The sequence below is a fragment of the Mycobacterium uberis genome, assembly GCF_003408705.1.
Classification (GTDB): Bacteria; Actinomycetota; Actinomycetes; order Mycobacteriales; family Mycobacteriaceae; genus Mycobacterium; species Mycobacterium uberis.
The window spans coordinates 1-21,786 of record NZ_QAYL01000030.1 but is presented as its reverse complement, the minus strand read 5'-3'; the positions used below and the strand labels follow the sequence as shown (position 1 = coordinate 21,786).

Here is a 21,786-nt window from a genome sequence, read left to right as displayed (position 1 = left end):
GCCGCTCGATAGACTGGTAACTGTGACCGTAGCACCTGACTCTCGTATCATTTTTCCTGGCAACATTTCTCTGATGGCTGCGCCGCTGGTCGAAATCGACCCGGATATTGCCGAGCTGCTGGACAAAGAGCTTGGCCGGCAACGGAACACCTTGGAGATGATCGCTTCGGAGAATTTCGTACCGCGCTCGGTTCTGCAGGCTCAAGGTAGTGTGCTGACCAACAAGTACGCCGAAGGGTTGCCCGGCCGGCGCTACTATGGCGGCTGTGAGCACGTCGACGTCGTGGAGAACATCGCCCGTGACCGGGCCAAGGCGTTGTTTGGTGCCGACTTTGTAAACGTGCAGCCGCACTCGGGCGCCCAGGCTAACGCCGCGGTGCTGCACGCCCTGATGTCATCGGGAGAGCGACTGTTGAGCCTGGACCTCGCCAATGGCGGTCACCTGACCCACGGCATGCGGCTCAACTTTTCTGGCAAGCTATATGAAACCGGCTTCTACGGTGTTGACCCGACGACACATCTTATAGACATGGACGCGGTGCGCGCCAAGGCGCTTGAATTTCGACCCAAGGTGCTTATTGCCGGCTGGTCGGCCTATCCGCGTGTTCTCGACTTTGCGGCGTTCCAGTCCATTGCCGACGAGGTCAACGCCAAGCTGTGGGTCGACATGGCACATTTCGCGGGCTTGGTAGCCGCGGGACTACACCCGTCCCCAGTGCCGTACGCGGATGTAGTGTCCACGACCGTGCACAAGACGCTCGGTGGGGGTCGTTCTGGCCTGATCCTAGGCAAGCAGGAGTATGCCAAAGCCGTCAACTCAGCAGTGTTCCCCGGGCAGCAGGGCGGACCGCTGATGCACGTCATCGCGGGCAAGGCAGTCGCTCTGAAGATCGCCGCCACATCTGAGTTCGCCGACCGGCAGCAGCGCACACTGGCCGGTGCCCGGATCCTCGCCGATCGGCTCACCGCCACTGATGTCGTCACGGCCGGGGTGTCGGTGGTCAGCGGCGGCACTGACGTCCACCTAGTGCTGGTCGACCTACGCAACTCCCTGCTCGACGGCCAGGAAGCCGAAGACCTGCTGCACGACGTCGGCATCACCGTCAACCGCAACGTGGTTCCTAATGACCCCCGGCCGCCGATGGTCACCTCAGGTCTACGGATTGGGACCTCTGCGTTGGCGACTCGCGGCTTCGGTGACGTCGAGTTCGCCCAGGTTGCCGACGTCATCGCGACGGCGTTGGTCGCTGGCGGCAGCGTCGATGTGGCCGCGCTACGGCAGCGGGTGACCCGACTAGCCAGGGACTTCCCGCTCTACGAGGGGTTCGAGAGTTGGAGTCTAGCCGGTCGCTAGGCGACACGCATCGTCTGATTTCACAGAACCTGTGTACGTGGGTTACAGTTACTGCATGGCGCAGAAGCCTGTAGCTAATGCACTTACCCTGGAACTCGAGCCTGTGGTCGAAATGAACATGGCTCGACACTTCACTACCGAGGACATCTGGTTCGCTCACGATTACGTTCCGTTCGACCGAGGCGAGAACTTCGCTTTCCTCGGCGGTCGTGACTGGGATCCATCCCAAACGACGTTGCCCAGAGTCATTACAGACGCCTGTGAGATCCTGTTGATCCTCAAGGACAACCTGGCTAGTCATCACCGCGAGCTTGTCGAGCACTTCATTCTCGAGAATTGGTGGGGTCGTTGGCTAGGCCGGTGGACGGCAGAGGAGCATCTGCACGCCATCGCACTGCGCGAATACCTGGTAGTAACCCGTGAGGTCGACCCGGTCGCCAACGAGGATGTTCGAGTACAGCACGTGATGAAGGGCTATCGTGGCGACACGTACACGCAGGTCGAAACCTTGGTGTACAGGGCCCTCCTCGAGCGGTCCTTTGCCGTTTTCTGCGGAAACCTGGCGATGCGGGTTGAGGAGCCCATCCTGTCTGGCCTCATCGACCGGATCACCAAAGACGAAGTGCGTCACGAGGAATTCTTCGCTAACCTCGTCGCGCACTGTCTCACCTACACTCGTGATGAGACGATCACCGCGATTGCTGCTCGTGCAGCAGACCTCGAGTTGGTTGGTGCCGACATTGACGCCTACGTCGACAAGGTGAAGAGCGTCGCTGACGCTGGTATTTTTGGAGCGCTGCAATTACGGCAGGTGGTCGCTGACCGTGTCACCGCATGGGGCTTGGCGGACGAGCCCCAACTGAAGCAATTCGTGGTCAGCTAAGTCGATTCTCGTCTCGGCGTGCCTGCTAAGCGGCCGCACGGTCACAAGAGTAGCGTCGTATTCGATGGCCAGCGACATGCTCTGCTGCCAGGGCGGCACCTCTGGTTACTACAACACCAGGACCTGGCCCGGTCCTGGTGTTGTAGTAACCGTCGACATGCTCGTGCTGGTCCGCACCGGCGCCCTGATCTTGAGGAGCGCTCTGTGACCGATATCCGGACATATGTGCTTGACACCTCCGTGCTGTTGTCTGATCCCTGGGCGTGTAGTCGGTTCGCCGAACACGAAGTGGTGGTGCCGCTGGTGGTAATCAGTGAATTAGAGGCCAAACGCCACCACCACGAGCTGGGGTGGTTCGCCCGCCAGGCGTTGCGTCTGTTCGATGATCTTCGACTCGAGCACGGGCGGCTGGATCAGCCCATACCGGTCGGAACACAAGGCGGGACGTTGCACGTCGAGCTTAACCATTCGGATCCCACGGTGCTGCCCGCCGGTTTTCGCACCGACAGTAACGATTCCCGGATCTTGAGCTGCGCTACCAACCTCGCCGCCGAAGGTCGGCGGGTCACGCTGGTCAGCAAGGATATCCCACTTCGTGTCAAGGCCGCCGCGGTCGGACTCGCTGCCGACGAGTACCACGCGCAGGATGTCGTTGCTTCCGGCTGGTCTGGAATGCACGAGATTGAGACCTGCGCGGAAAGCATCGGCACACTATTCACCGAAGGCGAGATCGACCTGGACGAAGCCAGGGACCTGCCTTGCCATACCGGGATTCGGCTACTGGGCGGCAACTCCCATGCACTGGGCCGCGTCACCGCTGCCAAACGAGTCCAGCTGATTCGCGGTGACCGGGAAGTGTTCGGGCTGCGTGGTCGTTCCGCTGAGCAGCGCGTCGCGCTCGACCTGCTCCTTGATGAGTCGGTGGGTATCGTGTCGTTGGGCGGCAAAGCCGGCACCGGCAAGTCGGCGCTGGCACTATGCGCCGGTTTGGAGGCAGTGCTGGAGCGGCGGACTCACCGCAAGGTGGTGGTCTTCCGCCCGTTATACGCTGTCGGCGGCCAAGAGTTGGGTTATTTGCCGGGCAGTGAGAGCGAGAAGATGGGCCCGTGGGCACAGGCTGTCTTCGACACTCTCGAAGGCCTGGCCAGTCCTGCTGTGCTTGAAGAGGTTCTCGCCCGGGGCATGCTCGAAGTGCTGCCGTTGACCTACATTCGGGGTCGTTCGTTGCATGACTCATTCGTCATTGTCGACGAGGCACAGTCACTTGAGCGCAATGTTCTGCTGACGGTGTTGTCCAGGCTGGGTGTGGGATCGCGGGTGGTGTTGACTCACGACATCGCCCAGCGCGACAACCTGCGTGTCGGCCGCCACGATGGCGTGGCGGCAGTGATCGAGAAGCTTAAAGGCCATCCGCTGTTTGCCCACGTCACTCTGCAGCGCAGCGAGCGGTCGCCAATTGCGGCGTTGGTCACCGAGATGCTTGAGGAGATTGCCGGGCCGCACTGACTGGTCCTGACGCGCCCTAAACAGGGTTTAAGTGTGCTATCGCAGGTAGACTCCCATCCGTGTTGAAACGACCAGACACCCAGGTCTGGTGCTATTGGCGGACCGTCTTCGGCGTCGTAACTGCCGGGGCAGTGCTGGTGATTGGCGCCTTTACCGGCCATGTGACGGGTGCCGATGGTGTCAATTGTACACAGGTCAAGTGTGTCGCACTGACGTTCGACGATGGGCCAGGGCCGTACACCGACCGGCTTGTGCAAATCCTGAAGAAAAACGACGCCAAGGCCACGTTTTTCCTGATCGGCAATAAGGTGGCAGCCAACCAGGCGGGAGCCAAGCGTATTGCCGATGCGGGTATGGAGATCGGCAGCCACACGTGGGAACACCCTAACATGACGACGGTTCCTCTCGAAGACATCGCCGACCAGTTCTCCAAGGCTAACGATGCGATTACCGCGGCAACCGGACGGGTGCCGACACTGTGGCGTCCTGCCGGCGGATTGTCTAATGACGTGGTGCGCCAGGTCGCTGGTCGCTATGGACAAGCCGAAATCCTTTGGGATATAATTCCTTTTGACTGGGTTAATGACTTTAATACAGCCGCAACGCGTTATATGTTGATGACACGGATTAAGCCAAGTTCGGTAGTGTTATTCCATGACACATACTCGAGCACTGTCGATTTAGTGTATCAGTTCATCCCGGTGCTCAAGGCTAACGGTTACCGACTGGTGACAGTCACCGAATTGCTTGGGCCGCGGACGCCCGGCAGCAGTTACGGTAGTCGGGAGAATGGCCCACCTGTTAACCAGCTTCATGACATTCCGGCAAGCGAGATCCCCGCGTTGCCCAACACCCCGTCGCCCAAGCCGATGCCCAACTTTCCGATAACCGATATTGTCGGCCAAAACTCAGGCGGGCCTAATGACGGCGCCTAAGATGGGCCCGCAATATACGTGCAGTTAATTGTTATAGTGAGCAAGGCAGGGTGGTGTGTTCTGGGTTAGGGCACGCAGCGACAGCGGAATCTTGCGGCTAGATCCGGCGGGAAGCACAAAGGTCAGCGAAAGACGGTTCGCGGATTGTCGATTAAGTATGCTGTCGACTTCGCCATAGTCTACGTTTTCCCGCCATCGGCGCATATGCCGTTTTGGTTTCCACTCAGGGGCCATGCCTAACTCGGAAGGACACCGGCATTATCGTCGCTTTGCTGGCACTGGGGGCCGTCAGCGTCGGTTAGAGGGTCTGGCTGAGCTTGATTCCCACGCTGGGCTGGTTTGTCGCGGAGGAGTAGCCGACCCCGGATCAACGAGACATAGTAATGAACATTCCGGGATGCCAGTCGGCAATCCTGTTTTCCACCTGGGGCCTGGGTGACAGTATATTGATATTGCTGAATTGTGCTGACCGGACACCGTTTTTGCTACCCCCTATTGTTCGGTGGACCGGCCACCGCGGATATCGGTCTGCTGCTCATGCAGCGCACCCTACGGTCGACTATGCGGGTCGCTATGCTCGGGTTCCGAGCCTCGTCTGGCGATGCCCGGTGTGTTAGCGCGACTGATTCTTCTGTGGTTCCTGTACAGCGCTTTTCCTATCAAGGCTACCGTGGTCTTTGTCGTTATTGTATAAATACGGCTGGCTCATTCAGAAGTTTGTGTTATTGGATGTGCCGCTGTTGGTGGTGTCTACTGGCAGTGTTGTTTCTCAGGCTGCCGACCATGATCCTGACGTTCGAAATCCATGTCGGATCCAATCAGCAGGGTTGTCGACATTATGGCCGAGGTCGAGCGTGGCCGCATGGAACGTATGTCGATGTCTACGAGCGCTCCAGTATTGGGTGTCTGCAAACCGGATGCAACCGTATGATGGTCGGACTTGCTGAACGTGACCGGTTGCGTGAGTTATGTTGGGACGGAGGTCGCTCACCGCGCCATTGAGGAGGGTGCGTCGCTGTAGGAGAGTGCGGTTGGGGACGCAGTTCTTTTCATCTGCATAGTGGGATCGATGCAGCCCGCGAATAGCTGCCTGTCACAAGAGGTTGCCGAAGTTTTCAATGGCTTTTCCGGATCGTTGTCGGCGCCGTTGGCGAATAGCAGGGGCTGATAAATAAGTTCGTTGGTGACACCGCATTGGCCGTATTTGTTGCGCCGCCGCGGACCAACCAACCTGCGTCGGCGGCCTTGGCAGCCGGCACGTATTCTGGGCAATGAGTTATAATATAGCTTCCTATGCTGGCTTTCGGCATTGGTGTTTCGTCAGGTTGAATCTTTGCAGGCAACGTCGGTGCCGAAAATCGGCATCCGTATATCGTTATCGGTGACGGTGTCAATGAGGACGCACAGCTAGCTGACCGTGCCAAAGCCTCAGAGCTCCGGATCGCGTGTTTATGAACAGCCATCGACCGAGCTAGCGGAGAGCTGAGCGAGAGCACTGGGTCGAACGCTGTTCCACGGTGCTGAATGGGCGCTCGAAGGCTACGCCGGTCTTGGTGCCTGCTGCCCTGGACTAACTCTTGAATTCTCTTAGGAATTAGCTGATTTAGCCTTTGCCATCGTCAGCACATCAAGTCTACGGTCCAGCTCCTCGAGGGGAAGCTTGTCCCCGATCAGGCCGCGATCGATGACGGTCTGGCGGATGGTCTTGCGTTCCCTGAGTGCCTGCTTGACCACCGCGGCGGCCTCCTCGTAGCCGATGGCCGGATTCAAGGGCGTCACAATCGACGGCGACGACTCGGCCAGCTCGCGCAGGTGCTCGACGTTGGCGGAAAGCCCCGTAATGCAGCGCTCCGCAAACAGCCTGGACACATTGGTCAGCAGCTGGTACGACTCCAATATGTTGCGGGTCATCATCGGGATGTAAACGTTGAGTTCAAAGGCCCCGTTTGCACCGCCCCAAGTAACGGCGGCATCATTGCCGATCACCTGCGCGGCGACCTGTGTAACTGCCTCCGGAAGAATCGGGTTCACCTTGCCTGGCATGATCGAGCTACCTGGTTGCAGGTCTGGCAGTTGGATCTCGGCCAGGCCGGTTAGCGGGCCGGATCCCATCCACCGAATGTCGTTGGCAATCTTAGTCAGTGACACCGCGATAGTGCGCAGCGCTCCGGATGCTTCTACCAACCCGTCGCGTGCGGCCTGTGCCTCGAAAGAGTTTGTTGCAGTTCGCAGTTCGGTTAGACCTGTCGCAGCGATCAGTGTCTCGACTACCTTAGCGCCAAAGTCATCGGGGGCGTTGAGACCGGTGCCCACCGCAGTGCCACCGATCGCCAGTTCACCCAGCCGCGGCAGCGTTGCGCGCACGCGCTCGATTCCGGCCTCGATTTGGCGGGCGTATCCGCCGAACTCCTGACCGAGCGTTACCGGAACGGCGTCCATCAAGTGCGTGCGACCCGATTTGACCACCGTGTGCCACTCGCGGGCCTTGGTCGCCAATGCGGTGTGCAGCTCTTGTAGCGCTGGAATTAGATGGCGTATCGTGGCTTCGGTAGCCGCGATATGGGTTGCGGTCGGGAAAGTGTCGTTCGACGACTGTGACATGTTGACGTCGTCGTTGGGGTGCACCGTGACATTGTTGGCCGCCGCGATGCTGGCGATCACTTCGTTGGTGTTCATGTTGGAGCTTGTGCCGGATCCGGTTTGGAAAACGTCGATCGGAAACTGATCATCGTGGCGGCCATCGGCGATCTCAGCCGCCGCGGCGATGATTGCGGCAGCTTTGTCCGGCGCCAGCAAGCCCAAGTCTTTGTTGACCTGAGCGCAGGCGCCCTTCAGCAGGCCCAACGCGCGGATCTGGGTGCGCTCCAAACCCCGACCGGAGATTGGGAAATTCTCCACCGCACGCTGGGTTTGCGCCCGCCACAACGTTTTTGCCGGTACCTGGATCTCGCCCATGGTGTCGTGCTCGATGCGGTATTCGGCGCTGTTGGCCATGATATTCGGGTCCTCTTCGTTGTGTGGTTACGGCAGGGGGTAGGCGGCATTGTTATCGCCGGTGAAGTCGATGGCGGAGTATTCATTGAGCTTGGAAAGCCGGTGGTAGGCCTCGACCATCCGAACGGTGCCCGACTTCGAACGCATCACGATTGACTGGGTGGTACAGCCGCCGGCAGAGTAGCGTACTCCCTTGAGCAGGTCGCCGTCGGTGACTCCGGTGGCGCAGAAAAAGACGTTTTCCCCGGAAACTAGGTCTTCGGTGGTCAAAATCCGGCTTAGGTCGTAGCCGGCGTCGAGAGCTTTGTGGCGTTCAACCTCATCGAGTGGCGTGAGTTGGGCTTGGATAGCCCCGCCCATACACCGGATCGCCGCGGCCGCGATGATGCCTTCCGGCGTGCCACCGACGCCGGCCAACATGTCGGTGCCCGATTGGGGCCGGCACGCGGAGATCGCGCCAGCGATGTCGCCGTCGGTGATCAGCCGGATCCGGGCGCCGGTGGTGCGGACATCGTAGATCAGCTGGGCGTGCCGCGGTCGGTCCAGGATGCACACAGTCATGTCCCGCATCGACAAGTTTTTGACCTTGGCGACGGCCCGAATGTTCTCGGCGATCGGTGCAGTGATGTCCAACACATGCGTCGCGTCAGGCCCCACAGCGATCTTGTTCATGTAGAATACCGCCGACGGGTCGAACATCGCACCCCGATCAGCGACCGCCAGCACCGAGATGGCATTGGGCATGCCTTTACTCATCAGCGTGGTGCCGTCAATCGGATCGACAGCAAAATCGCAGTTTGGCCCGTCACCGTTGCCGACTTCTTCGCCGTTGTACAGCATCGGCGCATGGTCTTTCTCGCCTTCGCCGATAACAACGACACCACGCATCGAGACTGTGTTCACTAGTGCGCGTATCGCGTCAACGGCCGCGCTGTCGCCGCCCTCTTTGTCGCCGCGGCCCACCCACCGGCCGGCGGCCATGGCACCGGCTTCGGTAACACGGACAAGCTCCATGGCCAGGTTGCGGTCTGGTGTTTCACCGCGCGGCTGCGCTGGCGGATCGGGTCCTAACGAGCCGTCGCCCTCAGCTGTCATGGTTGGTTATTGTCTCAGAGGTAAATCCGCCGCCTGGAGCTGGGTTCTAGCCGATGATAGGTCTAGCGACAGTAGCCATGCAGCGGGGTTAGGCTACTCGGTTCATGCTCTACGGCACGGAAGCGGCCTTGCGAGCGGATGTTTGTGCGCTGGGGTTTCCGGTTTCGACTGCCTGAGTTTACTCGCGGGCTGGCGACCCAACTCCGGTTGCCATGGCGGTATCGAAGGTGGGCGTACGGAACTATCCACTGATCAGCGGCTGCACGTGGTTACCTTAGACTGTGGGGCATATCATCCCAACAAGAATGTATCTGAGCCTGACACAGAGCAATGCCGACGAGAACAGGCTGGTCGTCTCGATCCATCCGCCTTCATATCCGATCATGACCGGGGTACCAACTTGGCGGTCAATCAAGGGGATGACCACAGCAGGGTGGTCACCAAGGTCAGTGTGGACCAACAGGCTCGCTAGCCCGGTCGATCCTACCCAGATCGCAGTCACCGGAGCTGGCAGCCCCGACCAGTTTCGGACGCTGGCGTCGGCGACGCAATCACAGTTGCTGTTGCCGGCGCGCTGAGGACAGACCAAAAAGGGGCACCCGCGTGATTGAACCCCCAGCAAACCTGTCTGGGGGTCGGTGAAACTGTTCACCGGCGCCGGCCCCGGGGTGATGCTGATTCTCGAGATACCCGGGGTCTATCCCGGCGTGCTGGCCCTGGACGCTATCTGGCGGATAGCGGATGCATCGTTGCCACCACTCCCGCTGATTACCGCGAACCGCAGCAATCACAGGCTTAGCCAATCGAGGCTAGCCATTGTACCTGACCGTTGTGCCAACGCGGGCTTGTCCGCTGTGGGCCTGCCGTTTCGGTGAGGGTAAGACGTCACTGCGCGAACGATTTACCACGATCAAACAGCGGCTCGGCGACGCGTTCGAGGTGATTGAGATCGACGCACGCCCGGAAAACGCATACGGTTTCGGTCGGAGGGAGCACTCGGCGTTGGCCGACGAGATCCGCGAAGTCGACATACAGCCGGCCTACGAGGCCCGTAAGCGGGTGGTTGAGTTCCTCGTCTAGGCTTTGACTTAAGCCGAAAAGATTTGGCAAGCTTGCAGTTTCTTTCGATGTTTGTGTGCCGGCTATTCGGGTGGTGGAGTGGCGACGACGGATGTCAAGTGGGGCTTAGCCGCCGCCTTGATCTCCTCGAATAGCTTTGTGTAATAAGGCAAGCATTCGGTCATGGCCTGCTCGGTAGTGAGTAGTGGCCGGTAGCCCAAATCCTTGCGTGCCTTTGCGATGGAAAAGTAGTTGTCGAGGTAAACGCGTTCCACTGCAAGGGGTTCTATCGGCGGCTTTGGCAGCCCGAAGCGGAAATGTAACTGCTGCCACACCGCCATCACGTCGCGTACCAGCCGGCCGGAGACTCGCATCCGTGGCCAATTTTCACCACACGCCTTGATGATAGGTTCCGCGAAGTCGAAGAAGTTGATCGGCTCGCCATCGTTGATGAAGTAGGCCTGCCCAGGTGCAGTGCCGCCTGGGACCAGGTGTTTTGCAGCCAAGATGAAGCCGTGAATCAGGTTGTGTACGTAGGAGTTGTCCAGTTTAGCGTTCTTGTTACCGATGAGTACTTTGACGTGACCGGACACAACGCTTTCGAATGCTTTGCGCAACATTGTCTGGTCGCCGCAACCCCAGATGCCACTAGGCCGGATCGAACACGTCAACATGGCCCAGTCACCTGGGATGCCGTTTTGTGAGAGCACGAACTTCTCAGCGACCACTTTAGTTTCGGTGTAGAGGTCGCTGAGCCTCTTAGTGTAAGGCATTGTTTCGTCGCCGTCAGTGATGGGCCTGCCGTCCATCACCACACTGTTGGACGCGGTGTAGACGAACCGTTTGACTCCGGACTTTTGTCCAGCGTGGACCAGGTTTTCGGTACCGCCCACGTTGATCGTGTAGCTGCGCTGTCGATACTCGTCGGTCACTGCGGTGCCGCCCATCAGCTCGATGACCGCCGCGGTGTGGAACACTGTGTCAATGTCGTCCATCGCTGCGGCACAGGCCGTCCTGTCAGTGATGTCACCTTGCAGCAGCTCCAGGTGTGGGTGCTGCGGCAGCGGCGACGGGGCACGGTCGAAAGAGCGTACCTGGTATCCGCGGTCCAGCAAGGTGGTCACCAGATTGGCGCCGAGGAAGCCTGAACCACCGGTGACTAGGACGCGACCGAGTTCGGTCGTCAACGATGCGTCACCCACGTCGCGAAGCATAACTGACACGTGTTTCAGTTGAAAGGAAACCGATCCTTATTTCGGTCGGCATCAGGCTTCTTCGGCCTGGCTAGCGGCGAGTGTATCGGCGATTCGTTGGCGAGCGCCAGCTAGGTGCTCTTCACATCTTTTAGCAAGCTGTTCGCCTTTTTCCCAGAGTTTCAGTGATGCATCGAGATCCAGCCCACCCTTCTCCAAAAGTTGCACAACTTCAATCAACTTGTCCCGGCAAGCTTCATAGCCAAGTTGATTAATAGGCGTAGCTGAGCGCATCTCGTCTTTATCGTCCTTAGGGACCATCGGCCCGTCCTTCGCTAACCGCCATTATGGCGCCATCAGAAATCCGCACCCGCAACTTGGTGCCTGTGGGTGCGTCATTGACTGACTGGAGCACTGTCGCGGGAAAGGCGTGTCCCCCATCTTCTAGGGCCTGCACAATGGCATAGCCTCGGGCCAACGTGGCCGCCGGGCCCAGTGTGGCCAGCCGGGCGGCCAGATGACCGACTTGCTCGGTCTCGGCGGTGACAAGCCGAAGCATATCGCGGCGAACCGCCGACTGAGCGCGGTAAATTTCTTCGGTGCGCGTCGTCAGCGCCTGCAGCGGTTCGGCCAGCACCGGGCGACTGCGTAGTTGGGCTAGCGCCCGCTGTTCGCGGGATACCCAATTGCGGAGTGCCTGCGCACTGCGCCGCTGTAAGTCATTGATCAGCCGCTGCTCGGCAATGGTATCCGGGACGATCTTCTTGGCTGCGTCGGTGGGCGTGGCGGCGCGCAAATCGGCGACCAGATCGCACAGCGGGTTGTCGGGTTCGTGACCGACTGCACTGATCACCGGTGTGCGGCACGCCGCGATCGCGCGGCACAACGTCTCATCTGAAAACGGCAGCAGATCCTCCACACTACCGCCGCCGCGGGCCACCACAATCACCTCGACATCAATGTCGCGATCCAGTTCGCGCAACGCCTCGACGATCTGGCCGACCGCGTTGGGTCCCTGGACGGCGGTGTTACGGATAGCGAAACGCACCGCAGGCCAGCGTGCGCTGGCTACGGTCGTCACATCGCGTTCGGCAGCGCTGGCCCGGCCAGTGATGAGTCCGATCCTGTTGGGTAGGAAGGGGATCGGCCGCTTAAGTCGCGGGTCAAAGAGCCCTTCAGCGTCCAATAGCCGGCGTAGCCGATCGATGCGCACCAGCAGCTCTCCGAGGCCAACCGCGCGAATCTCGCTGAGGTGTAAAGAAAATGTACCGCGCCCGGTGTAAAATGAGGGCTTGCCACACACCACTACTTGAATGCCTTCGGCCAGTTTCATTGGCGAGTGAAGCACCAAGTCGCGTGAGCAAGTCACGGTTAGCGACATGTCGACCGTCGGGTCACGCAAGACCATAAACACGGTCTTGACGTCAGGCCGCATGGTGATCTGCGCTAATTGTCCCTCTACCCAGACGGTGCCTAGCTTGTCGATCCATCCTGCGACCCGGATCGCCACCGCGCGAACTGGGAACGGGTTCTCAGCCGAATTTTCCTGCGAACTTGTTCTCGAGTTGACTGAGTCAGTCGGCACCGCTTCCGTCACTTCGCAGTCGCGCGGGTGATCCTGTTGGCGAGCAGCGTCTGGAACGGAGCCCGGGCTTTGGTGGCCTGCTCGTAAGCCAATAGAGCTTCGAGTTTGTCGAGATCCAGCGATGGTAGCCTGGCGCGCAGCTGGGCCAGGGTCAGCGCTGGGTAGTTGAGATTGGCTGTGACCGCCGGTACGGGAACTGTCTGCTTAGCTATCGCTTTCTGCGCTCGTCTGTTGGGCGTCGTCAACGGATTGGCGGCCTTAGGCTCAGATGTATCGGACGCTGAGTACAAGGCGAATCGTCCCTCGGATCGGCGATCACTGTCGATGGTATCGCCTTCGGGCAATAGAGTGGGGGTTGTGTTGACCGCGTCAGGCAGGTCCTTGTCAAACGTTGCCCACTCTGGCTGCTCGCTTTTCGCTGGAAACATCGTCTCTAGGGTGTAATCGCCCTTAATCACCAGTTCAGCCAGGTTCTGCTGAAATCTCATCACGATGTGTGTCACCTGACTAGCCAACGTCATGGGGCACATCAGGATGGTTCGCGGCAGCTTCAACGTCGCTTCGACAGCGACTGTCGCCGCGCCGACCACAAGCCGAACCCCATATGGTGCAATAGCCATACGCTTAAGACTGCCTCAACCGACGGCCAACTCCAAGCCGTGGGTGTCAACTGGCGGTTGCAAGCGTGGCGGAACCGGACGCAGCGGGCCATCACCCAAATCAAATCTAGGGGACGTCTAGGTCGGCAAAAGTACTCTGAAGGGCATGTTGCCGACTGTTAGCATGGGAATTCCTGGTGTTTCAAGGTTGGTAGTTGGGAACCCAATGCGCAAACGGGTACTATTGGCCGAACCGCGTGGCTACTGCGCAGGGGTGGATCGCGCCGTCGAAACGGTTGAGCGGGCACTGCAGAAGTACGGCCCCCCCGTCTATGTGCGCCACGAGATCGTGCATAACTGGCACGTGGTCGAGACCTTGGAAAAGGCCGGAGCGGTTTTCGTCGAAGAGACTGACGACGTTCCCGAGGGCGCTATCGTGGTTTTCTCTGCACATGGGGTTGCACCAACGGTGTACGCGGCCGCAGCTGAACGGAATCTGCAGACCATCGACGCCACCTGTCCGCTCGTCACCAAGGTGCACAACGAGGTCAAGCGGTTCGCGCGTAACGACTATGACATCCTGTTGATCGGGCATGAGGGCCATGAGGAAGTTATTGGAACTGCCGGTGAGGCGCCCAAACACGTGCAACTGGTCGATGGGCTGGACGCCGTCCAGAAGGTAGTGGTTCGCGACGAGAACAAGGTGGTCTGTTTGTCGCAGACCACGCTGTCGGTGGACGAGACCATGGAGATCGTCGAGCGGTTGCGACAGCGCTTTCCGAAGCTGCAAGACCCGCCCAGCGACGACATTTGCTATGCGACCCAGAACCGGCAGGTCGCGGTCAAGGTGATGGCGCCCGAGTGCGAGCTAGTCGTCGTTGTTGGGTCTCGAAATTCCTCGAATTCGGCGCGGCTAGTCGAGGTGGCAATGGACGGTGGTGCCGGGGCCGCGTACTTGGTCGACTGGGCCGATGATATCGACCCGGAGTGGCTGGCCGGTGTTACGACGGTGGGTGTCACCTCGGGGGCATCTGTTCCTGAGATACTGGTCCAAGGTGTGCTGAAGTGGTTGGCTGAACACGGTTACGATGTGGTTCAGCCAGTGACGACGGCTAACGAGACACTCGTATTTGCGCTGCCGCGAGAGATCCGGTCCCCGCGCTGAGCGACGCTAAGCGATCGGATTCAGACGTCGAATTCCCAGGATTCAGCCGTGGATCGGCGGGGTTTCTGCGATCCCCGGCGCTTGGTACGAAGTTCGTCTCGAGCGGCTGACCCACGGTAGCGGACCTGCGAGATCGGGTGATGTGTCGGGTTGACGCTGCCTGCCCCGGGCGGAATGTCTCGACGGCGCGGCTGCTCGTACCGAGTGAAGTGCTCGGGTGGCTTGGGCTGCTCGTATCTCCCGTATGGTTCCATGTGGCCGACATGGCGGACCGGCCATTCGTAGGGACTGCTGCGGCGCCCGTAAGCGTCTCGATGGATTTCTCGCGGCGGCTGGCCACGCAGCTCCCGAGCGCTCGGTGACGTGGGGCGGGGACGCGACCGACGCGGTGGCTCGTCAGCGTCAAAGTTGGGGGCTTGCACCGAGCTGTGGTGGCTTGAGTGCCGCCGGCGATCGATCGATGGTTCACTGGTGTCCTCCAACGGACGTCGAGCGTGTCGGGAATGGGTTCGGGCGGGACGCTGGGCGGACCGACCTGCCCGGGCTGCTCGCCGGGTTCTTGGAGGACGGTCTGAATGCATCCGCTGCGCGCCGGCGGAGCTCTCGTCGGCCCGATAGTCCTGGTCGTTGGAGTCGATGCGGAGAATCGAGTTCAGTACCGCAGTGATACCGCTGCGCAAAGAGTTTGGCTTGCTGACGGCGTTCACCCTGTTGTCGTCGCGGTTTGACACTATAGCCGTCCGGTGCGTCAGCTCAAAGAACCACCGGACCAGGCCGATTAGTAACACGGCGCTGGCGGTGCCCAACATCAGCGGGAAACGTTCAATAAGGGGATAGCCGCAGTTGATCAACAGGTCTTTGAGGCTGCCGATCTTGGCGTCGTGGAACAGCCAGTAGGCGCCGGGCACCGCGCAGAACAGTATCAGTGGCGGTTGGATGACCGCGGTGAACAGTCCCGACTGTCGCACCGCCAGCACCGCTACAACACACCCCGTACTGTAGAAACTGGCGAAGATGGCGGTTAGGTCTGTATTGCCCGCGTCGATTGCATACCCAATCGTCGACGCGGCCGTAGCGATAAGCAGGGCTGCCCACCACGGCACACCTGGGATGTTGGGGAGGATCGAGTGATGCACAGCCTCCGCCGCTGACCGAGCCCGCTGTGTCGACACATGTTGACCGTACCGGCAAGAGGCCGAAAGGACCGTAAATACCCCGTAAATATCTATAATCGTGGCCTCTGGTGTGCCATGATTCAGCCCCGGTGTTTCATTCCGGCCGGGGCCCGACCATCATCCGGCTGGGCTCTAGACTTAGTTCTCTGTGAGCCTGAGTCTGGGAATCGTGGGTCTGCCTAACGTCGGCAAATCGACACTGTTCAATGCGTTAACTCGGAACAATGTGGTGGCCGCCAACTACCCATTTGCAACGATTGAACCGAATGAGGGTGTCGTCTCACTTCCTGATTCGCGGCTGGTTAAGTTGGCCGAGCTGTTCGGGTCAAAGCGCATCGTGGAGGCTCCGGTGACTTTCGTCGACATCGCTGGCCTAGTCAAGGGTGCCTCCGAGGGGGTCGGGCTTGGTAACAAGTTTCTAGCCCATATCCGCGAATGTGACGCTATTTGCCAAGTGGTTCGGGTGTTCTCCGACGACGACGTCACGCATGTCGCAGGATGCGTGGACCCCCAGTCCGATATTGAGGTCATTGATACCGAGTTGATCCTGGCTGACCTGCAAACCCTTGAGCGGGCTTTGCCGCGGCTGGCAAAAGAAGCTCGCAACAATAAAGAACGCAGACCCATCCACGACGCGGCAATCAGCGCACAACAGGTGTTAGACGGCGGGACGCTGCTATTCGCCGCCGGTTTAGACAGGTCTGCGTTGAGGGAGTTGAATCTGCTAACCAGCAAACCTTTCCTCTATGTTTTCAATGCTGACGAGGCAGTGCTGACCGACGCCGCACGGGTGGCTGAGTTGCGTCAGCTCATCGCACCCGCGGATGCAGTGTTCTTGGATGCCGCCATCGAGTCCGAGCTGGGTGAACTCGATGACGAGTCAGCCGCCGAGCTACTCGAGTCGATCGGGCAGACCGAGCGAGGGCTTGACGCGCTGGCCCGGGCCGGTTTTCACACGCTGGCGCTGCAGACTTTTCTGACGGCGGGACCGAAGGAGGCGCGGGCCTGGACCATCCATCAGGGCGATACTGCGTCGAAGGCCGCTGGAGTGATTCACGCCGACTTTGAGAGGGGCTTTATCAAAGCTGAAATTGTATCGTACGATGATTTGATCGCCGCCGGATCCATGGCGGCCGCCAAGACGGCCGGCAAGATCCGAATGGAAGGTAAGGACTACGTAATGGCCGACGGCGATGTAGTGAAGTTCCGATTCAACGTCTAGATGTAATCCTACGAACTCGCTGGGGCTTCACCTGGACCACCATTTTTACTGAGTTATGCAGTCAGGTAAGTCTGAGGACAAAATATGGTGGCGGAGTGTGAGTCACGTTGAGTTTATGGTGTTGCACTATAAATTATCCCATTGTGTTCTACGACGCGTTGATCGGCAGGCTTAGGCACAGTAGCTTCTCGTTGTGGAACATGGGATGCTAATCGATGTAGTATCTGACGCACCAGGTCAAGTCCCATAGCTATAGCGGTGTTTAACTAGCCCAGACCGGAAGTAAGTTGACGCACGGCGATCGGATGGTCGGGAGTAACCACTTTGCGTTGTGGGCGCGCAGCAGGAATGAGGTTGACCGTTTTTGTCGCGATTTCATGATTGAGAATGGTGTATATGTCGCTTACTAACCAAAGGAGTACTCGCAGTACTGGCCCGGCTACTACACTCTATTTTATTTTTGACAGATTTTATTTTTGACAGCACGATAAATGGTATCCATTGAGAGCTGGCGTGAGTACCGGAACTTCCTGCCCTCGCTAAGTGTGGTTGTTGTACTGTGCACTTCGTGGTTTCGCAAAAATTCCGGTCAGATCTGGCAAACGCGGTCCCTGGTGTTGTTCGGTAGGCGAGGTGAACTCTGCCGCGCCCAGTTCGATTCAACTAGCTCGGATTTCCGAAACGCAGGGTTGTGAAGCTGGCCGAGTTTCTATTCACCGTCTAGATGCGCAGTTGAGCAGGTTATTTGACCTTGTTAAACCACATTTGGATCACAACAACCGACACGGCTTCGGCAAACATTGCTTCGGCAACATTGAGAGTCCGGTCCTAATGGCTACAGCCACAAGGTGCTGTAATTGTAGGTGAATTGTGTTTTACGGCCCGCTGAACCGTCACCTCCGCCGCACCCAGCGTAGATCAGCTGTAGTAGTGCTTCAGATCGGTAGCCTTTGCTCGCGTCGGCCGGATGTGACTTTAGGTGGGCCAATCCGTGTATTGTGCATGATTGCGGTTTCTGGGTTGGGGATGTTTTGGGCGTTTTTGTCCTGTTGTGGGTGTTGGATAATGGCAGCTCTGGGCTGTGGTTCGTACCACCGATGCCGTTAGTGCGTATGGTGCACGTTACCGGATCGTATGTAGCGCAAGTGAACACCGATGAACATGGGAACAAAGAGATGGGGGATTTTGGGGCATTTTCCGCCGGAGGTAAACTCGGTGCGGTGATCGGAGATGGGCTGTCCGTCGAGTTGCAGTCCGTGGCTTAGACCTACGAATCGGTGTTGTTGGGGCTGAATAACTCATAGTGGTTGAGTGTGTCGTCGACGTCGATGGCGGATACGCTCTTGCCCTATCCGCGACTGTCGCTCAGACAAAACAGACGGTCTTCTAGGTGTGACGGCTGTGACGACACAGCAGTCGCGATGACGGTGCCCCAGCAGTGATAATGACCAATTGCGCCCAATTGATCCTCCTGATAGTGGCGAACTTTTTCGGCCAGAACTTTTCGGCCAAAACTCCGCGGCGATTGCGAGCACCGAGCTCGTCTATCAGGGTGATGTGGGCTCAGGACCCACCGTGATGTCACGCCCACTCGCCGGGGGATAACCGCAAGTACGCTTCACTAGCATGGTGGTGTCGCCGAAGCAATGCGAATTCACGATCTCGGCGGGTATGATTGTGCACGCGAAAAATAGTTTTCGCCCTCGGATTTTGTGTTGGTTATCTTGCCGATCTGATCATTGGGACGTTCAGCAATACGATATATCCACAATATGAAATTATTTTCAATTCTAGTGGCCAACACACCGAATGGTTGGAAAGAACTTAGATCTTAGTCTGACTCTGAGCCCGTCGAAGACCGTGACTCGCTTAAATACGGGTCTGTTGACCATACGTAATCCACCTATTCAGCAGGCAAACCCTGCACAATTTGCTTATAACCCTGGTGTAGGGACCTAATAAACGATCAGTAAGTCAGGTGTAGACCTTCGTCCTCACTAGTGATCGGGATATTTCTTAACTTCCTCCGCAAGTATATCGCGCATGTCTTGATGCTGAAGGTGTTGGGTACGTTACCGGGTTTTCGTCCATTCGAAAAATAAGGTACGTTGCCGTCCATTAGTAGTTGCGGGATGCTATTCTAGTTAGTGGCATCCGTTGCTACTGCTGCCCCGATGTTAGTAACTTCGGTGTCGGCGTAGGAATCTGCGTCAGTGGTAAAGGCGTTGGTAAACTGCTCATGGATTACTTCGGCCTGAGCGGCGATCGCCTGACAGAGTTACCGCTGAGGGCTCTAGGTACAGCGCGTTGAGCACCGACATATCTTCGGCAGCGGTGGGCACAATACCGGTTCATTGCAGCGGCCGCATCGGCATTGCTGGCAGCCAGCTATGCAATGATGTTCTGTAGGTTGCCGGGCGGCTACCCTGAGGGCTTTTGGTTCTATGGTTGGTCTTACGGTTACCCCAAGGGGGTAAGAAATTCAGGACTTTTCTTACTCGATCTGCTCGTGATGATCACCCACCGTTGACACCCCAGTGATCTGAGTTCACGCAGTGCACCAACGGTCTTGCTAGTGGCGAACTGCAGTAAGAAGGTAGCCGGCGCGCAACGCTTGCGACAGGGTCAAATAATCCAAACTGGGGTAGCTCACGAGCTGCAGTGGTGTACAGTGCACATACTGAAACCGATCAACTGGGCCGTTTCATACGGTGGAATAGCAATACCGGGTTGTAACTGTCACTTGTCCTTACCCCGTTCTTGGCCCGTAAACCATTCGGTTAACGTTGTACCATGACTTTGGGTGCACAAAGCCAAGCGTGGCTGGGTCGTCGGAGTGGACGGTTTTCGGGCCGGGCCCAGTATGGCTTAAACGGCAACCTACCAGGGCAAATTCTCGGTTCAACGGGTCAAGGCGCAGTTATGCAGGTATTTTAGTGGTCGTTGACAGTTTGATAGCAGTGGACGACTTTCCCATACGGCAAGCCAACTGTCGGCTTTCGTGGAACACTTCCTTGGCGTGAGCACTGAACCGCGGTGGACCGAAGCTCAAAGGGTTGCTACCCTTGCGGCGATCGATATTGTGAAGACGTTCTTTAAGGCAGACCGAAATGCGGCGGGCGCCAAGATCAACGAGTATCTAAGGCAGATTGGCAGTGAAGGCGTCATTGCGGGTTACAACAGCCTGTGTGGGATGCTCGTAAAGCACATTGCTGAAGTGACCGGCGAGGACCCAATGACGGTCGTCTATCGGGCCGAGGAGACTGCGCATAATGTGTTGCCGGAAGAGGAAGAGTAGATTGAACCTAGTTCATTTGAGTGGGACGTCAATGCAATGCTGCACTTAGGGGCCTGCAAAGTTGGCCAATGCCGATTGTCTCGGCGGTCGTTCGGACACAGTAGACGCACATTAGGGGCGTTAGAAGTGCGATATAACGACTTGGTAGCATTTTCTACACACGCTGGAATGAAATTCGTTTTAATATTTATTCTTTTGCGTGATTATTGTGTTACACTTCCGGTAACCCTCATTGTATAATTTACTATGACACCTACTGTAAACTTTTATTTTCTACGGTAAAGTGTTGATAGCATCTTGGTGCAGGATTGGTCTCGTTACGGTCGCTTATCAACCAGGTCTTTGAGACTCCCTAATATTTCGGAAGGCTATTCTCCCGTAGGTACCGATTGTTCAGTGCTGGTTTCGTAGATATCGAATATAGTGACTGGTGTGTCGACACTCAGAAATAGATTCAATACTGGGCATGAGGGAGTCGCATTATTACAACAGAGCTTTCGTTATAGAATTGTTCCCAAATGCTTTGGTGGATTGTCTCAAATAGTCGTCATGCGGCACAGACCTTGCTTGATGGAACTACGGCGCCCAACGGTGAACGCGGTGGTGTGCATATCGGTGGTGAGGGCGTTTACAGAGCCTAATTGACTCGTAACATGTATCTGCTGATGTCGCCCGACTAGGGCACCGGAACTTTGTCTCTCGGTCCAATGTCCCGATCAGATCGACACAATCAGATCATTTAGTGATTTGCATCACATTGATTGTGATTGCTCATCGGCTTGCGATTGATAACTGAAGTTCTGGTGACATCTTAGATTCCATTTGTGGAGAATACCATTCTGACTTTACGTGCGTAGGTAACCGATTTACACGTTGTCGTAATAGAGTTTGCTGCAGGTGCGTTTCCATTGCGTCAACAACTGATCTAGGCCCTGACAAAGGAGCTCTTTGGTTTTAGTTGGGTTCTTAGCTTGAGGTCTGGGTTATGGCCTATTGTTTGCGGGTGTAGAGGGATCTAGTTCCATATCTTGATAAAGCGCTTGTTGGATAGTCGTTCTCGTAGAGTTGAGTAAGCGTCACTGATTGACCCACTCGGGATCAAGCTTGTCGCCGCGGCGATCCCGCAGCTCCCAGGTGACCTGGCGGAGTACTTTGGTCAGTGCATCGTTAGCGAGCGTGTCCTGATGGCCGACAACAAGCGTGGCACCCGGCAGCACGGCGTGGATCGCCGACGTGTAGCCCGCGGCCGGATCGATGGCTAAGGATTTGATGCCATTGCAAAACTAGGAACCACGTTGGGCAAACTAGTCGATGTCCGGGTTTCGCGGTGCGGCCCTACAACCTGTCCCAACAGGTCCTGATTGCCGGCCAGGTCCACAAAACCGGTTCAATCCACACGGCGCCCGTTGCAGCACAACGCTACCAGTAACCTCGCGTGCACCGCGATCAGGTCTTGCGCTACCACGCCAGGATTAGCTCTGTACCGTAGAGAATAGAAAGATCTATCGGTGAACTGCTCACATATTCCTTGGCCGGACGTGAAGACCATTCCATATCCTGGACACCCTGGCGCTGACGGCTCATTGTCACGGTGTTAGACACGCTCCACCCATAACTCCTGGCAGCCTAAACAACAATGTCATCACCCCGGTCACAACCCTTAGCTCCCTTCATCAGCTGAACACTTAGCAACACCTAGACCTCCAAAAGCCAAGGGCCCCTC

At 57.7% G+C, this 21,786-nt stretch carries 19 protein-coding genes and 1 pseudogene; 11 read left to right on the top strand and 9 right to left on the bottom strand.

Translation table 11 applies throughout. The features are described 5' to 3' along the window. The first annotated feature begins 73 nt into the window (after positions 1 to 73). From glyA to MUBE_RS13770, 5 genes are all read left to right on the top strand, one after another. Positions 74 to 1,354: a serine hydroxymethyltransferase gene (glyA, locus tag MUBE_RS13785; RefSeq protein WP_116540976.1), complete on the top strand. Its 1,281-nt coding sequence runs from the start codon at positions 74 to 76 to the stop codon at positions 1,352 to 1,354. Positions 1,355 to 1,409: 55 nt separating this feature from the next. Continuing rightward, positions 1,410 to 2,237, top strand: coding sequence for an acyl-ACP desaturase (locus tag MUBE_RS13780; RefSeq protein ID WP_116540975.1), 828 nt, complete (start codon positions 1,410 to 1,412; stop codon positions 2,235 to 2,237). A gap of 64 nt (positions 2,238 to 2,301) precedes the next feature. Next, positions 2,302 to 2,445, top strand: a complete 144-nt coding sequence (locus tag MUBE_RS16125) for a hypothetical protein (protein ID WP_165849882.1) — start codon at positions 2,302 to 2,304, stop codon at positions 2,443 to 2,445. Continuing rightward, the gene (locus MUBE_RS13775) at positions 2,442 to 3,743 is read left to right on the top strand and encodes an RNA 5'-3' helicase PhoH2 (protein WP_116540961.1); all 1,302 of its coding nucleotides are present in this window, start codon (positions 2,442 to 2,444) and stop codon (positions 3,741 to 3,743) included. The genes MUBE_RS16125 and MUBE_RS13775 overlap by 4 nt, the downstream gene beginning before the upstream one ends. A gap of 59 nt (positions 3,744 to 3,802) precedes the next feature. Then, positions 3,803 to 4,678, top strand: a complete 876-nt coding sequence (locus MUBE_RS13770; RefSeq protein ID WP_116540960.1) for a polysaccharide deacetylase family protein — start codon at positions 3,803 to 3,805, stop codon at positions 4,676 to 4,678. Positions 4,679 to 6,265: 1,587 nt separating this feature from the next. On the opposite strand, the gene MUBE_RS13760 is transcribed toward MUBE_RS13770, so the two are convergent. Beyond that, positions 6,266 to 7,672, bottom strand: a complete 1,407-nt coding sequence (locus MUBE_RS13760; RefSeq protein WP_116540959.1) for a class II fumarate hydratase — start codon at positions 7,670 to 7,672, stop codon at positions 6,266 to 6,268. A 27-nt stretch (positions 7,673 to 7,699) separates the two neighbouring features. Further along, positions 7,700 to 8,767, bottom strand: coding sequence for a class II fructose-bisphosphatase (glpX, locus tag MUBE_RS13755; protein ID WP_165849881.1), 1,068 nt, complete (start codon positions 8,765 to 8,767; stop codon positions 7,700 to 7,702). A gap of 281 nt (positions 8,768 to 9,048) precedes the next feature. On the opposite strand from glpX, the gene MUBE_RS16450 reads away from it, so the two are divergent. Continuing rightward, positions 9,049 to 9,345 carry a DUF4245 family protein gene (locus tag MUBE_RS16450; protein WP_279386744.1) on the top strand — a complete coding sequence of 99 codons (297 nt, stop codon included), beginning with the start codon at positions 9,049 to 9,051 and terminating at the stop codon, positions 9,343 to 9,345. A gap of 177 nt (positions 9,346 to 9,522) precedes the next feature. Next, positions 9,523 to 9,847 (top strand): annotated as a pseudogene (locus tag MUBE_RS13745) (dienelactone hydrolase family protein); the annotation flags it as partial. A 62-nt stretch (positions 9,848 to 9,909) separates the two neighbouring features. Here the strand turns inward: MUBE_RS13745 and MUBE_RS13740 are convergent. From MUBE_RS13740 to MUBE_RS13725, 4 genes are all read right to left on the bottom strand, one after another. Next, entirely contained in the window at positions 9,910 to 11,028 is a 1,119-nt protein-coding gene (locus tag MUBE_RS13740; RefSeq protein WP_424399104.1) for a 3-beta-hydroxysteroid dehydrogenase, read from the bottom strand. A 63-nt stretch (positions 11,029 to 11,091) separates the two neighbouring features. Next, positions 11,092 to 11,340 carry an exodeoxyribonuclease VII small subunit gene (locus MUBE_RS13735; RefSeq protein WP_116540956.1) on the bottom strand — a complete coding sequence of 83 codons (249 nt, stop codon included), beginning with the start codon at positions 11,338 to 11,340 and terminating at the stop codon, positions 11,092 to 11,094. Beyond that, positions 11,330 to 12,616, bottom strand: coding sequence for an exodeoxyribonuclease VII large subunit (gene xseA, locus MUBE_RS13730; protein ID WP_116540955.1), 1,287 nt, complete (start codon positions 12,614 to 12,616; stop codon positions 11,330 to 11,332). The genes MUBE_RS13735 and xseA overlap by 11 nt, the downstream gene beginning before the upstream one ends. Further along, on the bottom strand, positions 12,613 to 13,224 hold the full coding sequence (locus MUBE_RS13725) for a lipid droplet-associated protein (RefSeq protein ID WP_116540954.1): 612 nt from the start codon (positions 13,222 to 13,224) through the stop codon (positions 12,613 to 12,615). Before MUBE_RS13725 ends, xseA begins: the two co-directional genes overlap by 4 nt. A gap of 145 nt (positions 13,225 to 13,369) precedes the next feature. Between MUBE_RS13725 and MUBE_RS13720 the strand changes: the two genes are divergently transcribed. Further along, positions 13,370 to 14,368: a 4-hydroxy-3-methylbut-2-enyl diphosphate reductase gene (locus tag MUBE_RS13720; RefSeq protein ID WP_165849878.1), complete on the top strand. Its 999-nt coding sequence runs from the start codon at positions 13,370 to 13,372 to the stop codon at positions 14,366 to 14,368. A gap of 20 nt (positions 14,369 to 14,388) precedes the next feature. Here MUBE_RS13720 and MUBE_RS13715 read toward each other — a convergent pair whose 3' ends face one another. After that, entirely contained in the window at positions 14,389 to 15,540 is a 1,152-nt protein-coding gene (locus tag MUBE_RS13715) for a DUF6542 domain-containing protein (RefSeq protein WP_207801718.1), read from the bottom strand. Positions 15,541 to 15,691: 151 nt separating this feature from the next. Between MUBE_RS13715 and ychF the strand changes: the two genes are divergently transcribed. Together ychF and MUBE_RS13700 are read left to right on the top strand one after the other, a co-directional pair. After that, on the top strand, positions 15,692 to 16,765 hold the full coding sequence (gene ychF / locus MUBE_RS13710) for a redox-regulated ATPase YchF (RefSeq protein WP_116540951.1): 1,074 nt from the start codon (positions 15,692 to 15,694) through the stop codon (positions 16,763 to 16,765). 1,031 nt (positions 16,766 to 17,796) lie between these two features. Beyond that, positions 17,797 to 18,030 carry a hypothetical protein gene (locus MUBE_RS13700; RefSeq protein ID WP_165849877.1) on the top strand — a complete coding sequence of 78 codons (234 nt, stop codon included), beginning with the start codon at positions 17,797 to 17,799 and terminating at the stop codon, positions 18,028 to 18,030. Between the two features lie 875 nt (positions 18,031 to 18,905). On the opposite strand, the gene MUBE_RS20605 is transcribed toward MUBE_RS13700, so the two are convergent. Then, positions 18,906 to 19,031, bottom strand: a complete 126-nt coding sequence (locus MUBE_RS20605; protein WP_116540973.1) for a PE domain-containing protein — start codon at positions 19,029 to 19,031, stop codon at positions 18,906 to 18,908. Positions 19,032 to 19,766: 735 nt separating this feature from the next. Here MUBE_RS20605 and MUBE_RS13690 point away from each other — a divergent pair. Further along, positions 19,767 to 20,063: a hypothetical protein gene (locus MUBE_RS13690; protein WP_116540949.1), complete on the top strand. Its 297-nt coding sequence runs from the start codon at positions 19,767 to 19,769 to the stop codon at positions 20,061 to 20,063. A 1,076-nt stretch (positions 20,064 to 21,139) separates the two neighbouring features. On the opposite strand, the gene MUBE_RS13680 is transcribed toward MUBE_RS13690, so the two are convergent. After that, positions 21,140 to 21,334 (bottom strand): transposase, encoded by a 195-nt coding sequence (locus MUBE_RS13680; RefSeq protein ID WP_116539437.1) that lies wholly within the window; start codon positions 21,332 to 21,334, stop codon positions 21,140 to 21,142. Positions 21,335 to 21,786: the final 452 nt, after the last annotated feature.